We start from the raw sequence: 6,828 nt of genomic DNA, 5'->3' as shown, positions 1-6,828 counted from the left end.
AGCTTACGATAAAGTCCTGAGGGTTCACGAGGAAGGTGAAATCAGGGCAAATTGAGGGCAGAAAGGCTATAAATTGCGTGAGAATGCAGCCAAAAGGCGAGACCGCCTATCCCAATGCCAACCGCCCAGAAAATCGCATCGTGGCGGGCATCCCATGCGCCATGCGACCGGGCCAAACGCACAACCGCTATATAGGACAACGCCATGCCCAACCCTTGGCCAACAAGCGCGCCAATCAGGCCATAGTGCGCCGCACCTAAGATCAGTCCAGTCATCACCAAGGCCGCACGGGTCCCGACAAGGACAAAGAAACTGCGGCTGTCACCTGCCGCCAAGGCCGCCTGATCATAGGTCAGCGTCACCACTTGCGGAAGCTGCATGACGCCAAGAAGCACGACCACCCCACCGGCAAGCGCGTAGCGGGGATCATACAACACATCGACCAGCCACACCCCCAAAACCACAAATCCAAGCAGAAGCCCCATCATCCCCGCGCTCAGTAAAACGCGGGTTTTATGGAGCACGGCCCGGTTTTCAGGGCTGTCTTGCGGCGGTTTCTCTCGGTAGATCGGGATCATTAAGCGTCTGACCAAAACACTGCCAAGCATCAGCGGCACAGAGGCCAGAAAAAAACCGATGTTGTAGATGCCAAGTGCACTCAAACTGAGGTGTTTGCCCAAGACAATTTTGTCGCCTTGGCTGATCAGAAAACCTGCGGCCGTTGACAGGAAAATCCATTTGCCAAAATGCAGCAGCTCATATGCGGCGCTGCGCTCCCAGCGCAGTTTGTTAAATGCGCCGGGCAAAACAAATGTGAACAACACCAGCTGGACAATCGCCGTGGTCATGGCGCTGACCACCAAGGCCCAAACCGACGCTGTGATCCAGGCCATCAGAACCCCCGCCACCAAACCACAGCTCTGTGCCGCCAATTCGATCAAGGTGACACGTCCCAAGGTGAGGTTGCGGTTTGCCGTGTCGCGTTTGGTTGGGGCCAATCCCGTGATCAACAGCACAACACCCACCACGGGCAGAATTTCCGCCAGCTCGGGAGCGTCATAAAACGCCGCCACCGGTGCGGCCAAGGCCCACGTCAGCACCATCAAAAGCACGCCGCGCAGCACTTGAATGGTCCACGCCGTGTCCAAAAAGTCGCGATCTTCACCACGTTTGGATTGCAGGATCGATTGTGTGACGCCCATGTCGCTGAAGTTGTTGAGACCTTGCAAAAACACCCAAACGAGGCTCATCACGCCAAAGGCTTCGGGGAACAACAATCGTGTCAGGATGAGGTTGGAGGCCAGCCGCAGCGCTTGTCCGCCACCAAAGCCCAAAACGGTCCACCCCCCGCTGCGCACCGCACGTGCTGCAAGCGAGTCTCCCCGTGTCAGATTCTGCAGACGGCTCATCGACCGCGCTCCCAACCGCTTTGGCTTTGCCCCATCACTTTCACCGCAACCGCGACGGATGCATAAACCAAGAACCCAAGCGGGTCGCGCAGCGCCATGTTCAACTTCTGTGCTGTCGAGAGGCGATATTTGTCATCGTTTTTAAGAAGTTCGGGAAATCTCTGCGCCACCTCCGCGACACCGGCATTCTGGCGTCGTCGGACTTTGACCAGCGCGCGAAACCCTTCGACCAGCGGCCAGTCATAGCCAGCAGCAACACCGATGCGTTCTTCGGGTGTGAAGTTCAGGCGCACAAAGGTGTCATCAGAAATAATGCCGGGGAACTTGTCCCATCGTGCGCGGCCCGCCGCGTTGACGGCATATAGCCCGGCACCGGGCACCCCGTGTATGACAAACGGCACCTGCGCGTAGATGCGCGCATAAGCGCGCGTCGCTTTGCTTTCTGCAGGAGCGAGGCGCAATGCACCGCTTGCATAGCGTGGCGTGTCCGTATGGAGGAGCGCTTCGGCGATTTGCCCCATCAGAGCACTGTCCACAATCACATCGGCATCCAAGTAGGCGCGTGTGTCAAAGGTGGCGACGGCATCTGCCGCATCGAGCGCACCCATTTTGCCCAACGCGGGCAACTCCAGCACGTCGAGCGTCCATCCTTTGGCAGTGGCCGTGCCGGCAAAACTCTTGGCAATCTTGGCGGTGTCGTCGCTACACCCATTGGCCGCCACAATGATCTGTGCGGCCTGCGGCCCGTCCGAGGCCATAACAGCCTGAAGGCACACGCCAATATGCGCGGCCTCGTTGTTGGCGGGAATGAGAATGCTCAACACCTGTTGGGCTGCCTTACACTGTTTTTGCTTTTGACCTGAAACTATCAGATCAGGCAGCGGCCGGGCAGGGGGTTTTGGGCGGTGAGCACATCCTGTGCCCCAAAAGCCCTATACGGTGAGATCTTACAGAAGCCCGGCGATGGGCAAGACCAAAGCGGGGGCGCTGTCAAACGCAACGCCTTCGATGTCGGTCAACAGATAGATGCGCCCATCAGCGACAGCCCGCACCCGCGCGCCATCGCGCTCAAATCGATAGTCTGCGCGGACACCTGGCAGAACCACCCGATCTGAGCCCTGCCCACCGTGCAACAAATCCCCACGCCCACGGGCCACCAAGACATCATCGCCTCCAGCCCCCAACAGCACGTCGCGTTTGCCGGTGCCTTCCAATCGGTCAGGCCCATCACTGCCGAGATAAATCCCACCGTGCAAAAAGGCCGCCTCGTCGCGCGCCTCGTCCCAATGCGGTCCTTTGGTATTGTATGCCGTCAGCCGATCATGGCGCGGGGTCGTGTCCCACAGGTGCCTCAGATGCCCCCAACTGCCCCACTTGCTGGGCCGCCCCAAATCGGTAAACGCATTAAAGCTGCGCCCGCCAATCTCCCGCCAAGCGCTCAGCAGCGTGTCATAAAGCTGCGCCAACTCCTCGCTGGTGCTGAAGGCGATATAAAACTCGGTCAGCACGTCGTCATTGGCCTGCACCCCAACGCCGGCCACATGGCTGCCGCCCTCATACATCACCAAATGTAGGCCCTGATCGCGTGCCAGCTGCGCCTGATAGGGCCAAAACTCTTCGGTCATTTGCCGCAGATCACCCGCCCGCAAAGCGGCCACGGCCTGTGCAAACACCCCGTCAAACTTGTGCGATTCCACGTAGGCTGTCAGGGCGGCACGCTGAAGCCCCTGCGCCGCCCCCTCTGCTTGCGCCGTCGCACGGGCCGCGTCCAGCCAGCCGCGCAAAGTTGCCGCGCCGTCCTCCATGCCAAGTGACACGCCAAAATATCCGGTCACGCCGTAGGCGTCAAAATAGTTGACCGGCGCGCGATTTCCCTCCGCCTGCCACAAAGGCGCGTCAAGCAAACCGGCCTCATAGCCCGGCCAACCGGTGTGTGTTGCCAAAACCCGTATCAACCGATCACTCTGGGTGCCGAACACCTCACCCCACAGTTTCGCATTCTGTGCTGCCTTCATCCCGGCAAACTGCATCTGCACATCGCGCCCTTTGCCCCAACGTGCTTCTCCTTCGCGCAACGCCCATTGCGCCTGCTCAAAGCCCCAGTTCCAAAGCTCGTTGGAATATTCGACATAGGCCACCAAACCGGGATCCAGATGGTCGTGCACGTAGGTGGCAAATTGGGTCTGAAACTCTGCATCACTCAGATGGGGCATTGTGAACCACGGATCGGCGCCGATCTTATTGGCCAATTGCACCATCACCTCCACAGGTGCACCGCGCCAACTATAGCTGAAATCGCTCACCTGGGGCCGCGCGTCCCAGGCCGAGAGCGTTGAGCCATTGGTCTGCATCCAATCCATGAACCGCACCAACCGCAAATCATCAATGACGTTCAGCCAGTCCGGGTTGAACACCGCCCCTGCCTCCCAAAGCGGCACATGTGGCAACGCCACCACCACGATGTTGCGGATGTAGTCGCCCACCCGCTCAGGATCGGTTGCGTTGATCCGGAGCCCAACCAACCCGTCACCTGGTGCATAGTCAAACCAGATCTCGTTGGGCGCTTGTGCCGTCACCCGCGCCCGCCCGGTCAACGTGAGTTCACCTGTGCCTTGCCACGTCACCCGGTAGCGCCCCGCCATTCCGTCCGCCGCTTCAGATTGATCGGTGAGGATGAGCGTTTCCACCGCCTCAATGTCATCGGGTATGCCCCAAACCCAACCGTCGTCATCCAGCAATCCACGGTCCATGAGGTCTTCAAAACGGATCCCGCCCCAGCCTTCGCCAACATGTCCAATCCATGGCCGCGCCGTTTTCATGCGGTTGATAAACGGCTGCTGACGTGACCAATCGGTGATCGGCTCCAGCCCCATTGCCAAGGCGGGATTGGCTAACCCCAGTCCCGCCAACTTTGGGGCCTCAGCCGCGGGTGTTTCCACCGGGGCTGCGGAAACAGGTTGCGCTGTGGCCTGCTGTTCGGGCTTTAGCACCAACCGGTGAATTTCATCCCGCACAGCCTCCCAATAGGTGCGTACATCCACATGAATGCTGTCCGGCAATGCGATATCGAGCGGCAACTCTGATTGATAGAGATGCACATAGGTGATCGCAGCCGCCAGCAAATAGGTTGTTGCCGTGCCATGCGGCGCGTCGTCGGAATAGAGCGCCTCCGCCGGTATCCCGTCCAAAACACCGCCATCAAACAGCTCCGCCATCACGCTGGCCACGGGGATCAAATCAATCTCTGTATCCGGTCGCGCCGCGCGCAGCATCTCAACATAGTCGTCAAACCAGTTGTGGTAGTCGCCCGCATTGTAGCGATAATATTTGCGCAGCTGCCGCGCCCCCGGTGGGAACCGCGAGACCTGATTGCCCATCAACGCCCACCCCTCATAGATCGCAAATGGAACGGGGCCGACCTGTTCCTGCATCGTGTCTATTACCGACAAAGTTGCCGAAAGCGGTGAGAGGTTGTCGGGATTGTTCCCGCCATAGGCCCGGTCAGGGGGCTGACGCTGAATGAAATTGGCAGGTGTGATGACCACAGCACTCCATGGCACATCAGCAAAGTTGCGGTATTGCCGGGTCCATCCCTGCGCCACCTCTTTGAACCGCCAGTCCGCTTTGGGTGTGTCACTGTCTGCGAAATCCCTCAGAAAGCCCCACTGGCCATCCATTTGAAATGTGGTGCCCGCTGCCTGCGCCAAGCGCCCGATCCAATGCGGCACAGTGGTTTCATCACTATCTGTAAGGTGATGCACCAAGCTGTTGCCGAAGATATAGACCGTTTCGGATTGTACGCCTTCAGTCTGCGCAGCTGCGGCCGTGCCCAACCCAACGGCGCACACCGCCGCCGCCATCCCGCGTTTGATCCGTTGCATCGTTCTCATAATGATCTTTTCCAAACGGTGTTTGCAGTGATCCTGTCGGGGCACTATGCGGCGATTCCAAGCAGGCTCAAAGATGTGTCATGTCAAACTTAGCTGTTGGTGGCGCAACCGTCACTGAACTACGTAGTCTTACCAGCTTGCCGGAGACCGCCACCAAGAGGCAGTCTTTGATGCAAGCGCAAGGATTTGGGAGGAGCGCAATGATCGGTGTGGCAAAGGCGCACGCACGTGGGTTTGACCCTGCGCGGCTGGGCGTGCTTTCGGATTGGATGGATCAATTGGTCTCCGACCGGAAATACGCTGGCTGTGGTCTGCTGATCGCACGCGAGGGGGATGTGGTGTTTGATCACGCCAACGGTCTGCGCAGTCTGGACAAAACAACCCCATTTGAGCGTGACACCGTTGCGCGCATTTATTCTATGACCAAACCGATCACCACGGTTGCCTTGATGATCTTAGTGGAGCGGGGCCTTGTGCATCTGGACGCGCCGGTGTCTGATTTCATACCTGCCTTCGCCAAATGCCGCGCCTTGATTGATGGGGCGACCACGCTTGATCAAACAGCGCCCTGCGCCACGCCGAGTTTGCATCAACTGGCAACGCACACCAGTGGCCTCAGCTACCCGTTTAACCCCGGTGTGTTGGCGGCAGAAATGGACAAACACGATCTGCTGTTTAAACCCAACCAAGGCCCGCTGTCGGCGCTGGTCGATCAAGTGGCAGCCTTGCCCTTGGCTTTCGCGCCGGGCGCGCGCTGGGAGTATTCGGTCAGCATCGACATTCTTGGCCGTGTGATTGAAGTGGTGACCGGCCAATCGCTGGCGGCGTTCTTGGAGACCGAGATTCTTGAGCCTCTCAACATGTCGGAGACTCGCTTTTCGGTGGTGCCCGGCACCGAGTCTCGGTTTGCCGATCTTTATACGCCCCTTGAAGGTGATGCGATGGGGCTGAACGCAGCGAAGGTCGGGGCCAACACACTGCGGTTGGTGGACGACAATGTGTGGTCCCCGTTTCTGAATGCACAGACCTATTCCGGCGGAGGGGGATTGGTTGGCACCATGGATGACTATCTGCGATTTGCTGAGATGCTGCGTCGGGGCGGCGCGTTGGGGGATGCGCGTCTGCTGTCACCACAAACCGTGGCGTTTATGATGCGCAACCATCTTCCCGGCGAAATCGCTGCCATGGGACCGCAAAGCTTTGCTGAACAGCCGATGGATGGCATGGGCTTTGGGCTCGGCGGCGCGGTTGTGTTGGATCCAGCCCGGGCGCGCTGTCCCGGCAGCGTCGGGGACTTCAGTTGGGGCGGCATGGCCTCAACCTTCTTTTGGGTCGACCCGGCGACCGCGCTCTCGGTGGTGTTCTTTACGCAGCTGTCTCCGTCAAGTTCCTACCCGACTCGTGCTCAGCTAAAGGCATTGGTACATGGCGCTTTGACCAACTGACAGGTCACAGCAAAGGTTAACGCTGCACCGCGCATGTATAGGCCCACCTCCGTAAAACAGTCGCGATACAGACGGGATACCGAC

4 protein-coding genes are annotated in these 6,828 nt (G+C 59.1%); 1 reads left to right on the top strand and 3 read right to left on the bottom strand.

Features of this window, described 5'->3' with window-relative positions; all coding sequences use genetic code 11:
* Positions 1 to 41: 41 nt before the first annotated feature.
* The 3 genes from ABWV47_RS16100 to ABWV47_RS16090 all read right to left on the bottom strand — a co-directional run bounded on the left by ABWV47_RS16100 (position 42) and on the right by ABWV47_RS16090 (position 5,299).
* Positions 42 to 1,409 carry an oligosaccharide flippase family protein gene (locus ABWV47_RS16100; RefSeq protein WP_353313621.1) on the bottom strand — a complete coding sequence of 456 codons (1,368 nt, stop codon included), beginning with the start codon at positions 1,407 to 1,409 and terminating at the stop codon, positions 42 to 44.
* On the bottom strand, positions 1,406 to 2,233 hold the full coding sequence (locus tag ABWV47_RS16095) for a glycosyltransferase family 2 protein (RefSeq protein WP_353313619.1): 828 nt from the start codon (positions 2,231 to 2,233) through the stop codon (positions 1,406 to 1,408). Before ABWV47_RS16095 ends, ABWV47_RS16100 begins: the two co-directional genes overlap by 4 nt.
* Before the next feature lie 123 nt (positions 2,234 to 2,356).
* Complete coding sequence (locus tag ABWV47_RS16090; RefSeq protein ID WP_353313617.1) at positions 2,357 to 5,299, bottom strand: calcium-binding protein; 2,943 nt, start codon at positions 5,297 to 5,299, stop codon at positions 2,357 to 2,359.
* 200 nt (positions 5,300 to 5,499) lie between these two features.
* Between ABWV47_RS16090 and ABWV47_RS16085 the strand changes: the two genes are divergently transcribed.
* Positions 5,500 to 6,744: a serine hydrolase domain-containing protein gene (locus tag ABWV47_RS16085; RefSeq protein WP_502959712.1), complete on the top strand. Its 1,245-nt coding sequence runs from the start codon at positions 5,500 to 5,502 to the stop codon at positions 6,742 to 6,744.
* Positions 6,745 to 6,828: the final 84 nt, after the last annotated feature.

The sequence above is a fragment of the Shimia sp. NS0008-38b genome (genome assembly GCF_040370365.1).
In the GTDB taxonomy this organism is placed as follows: Bacteria; Pseudomonadota; Alphaproteobacteria; order Rhodobacterales; family Rhodobacteraceae; genus Shimia.
The sequence above is the reverse complement of the archived record's forward strand: the minus strand, read 5'-3'. Positions and strand labels throughout refer to the sequence as shown.

Excerpts from the sequence above, each read along its gene's own strand:
- ABWV47_RS16100 (WP_353313621.1), bottom strand. The coding sequence starts at position 1,409 with ATGAGCCGTCTGCAGAATCTGACACGGGGAGACTCGCTTGCAGCACGT.
- ABWV47_RS16090 (WP_353313617.1), bottom strand. The coding sequence starts at position 5,299 with ATGAGAACGATGCAACGGATCAAACGCGGGATGGCGGCGGCGGTGTGC.
- ABWV47_RS16085 (WP_502959712.1), top strand. The coding sequence starts at position 5,500 with ATGATCGGTGTGGCAAAGGCGCACGCACGTGGGTTTGACCCTGCGCGG.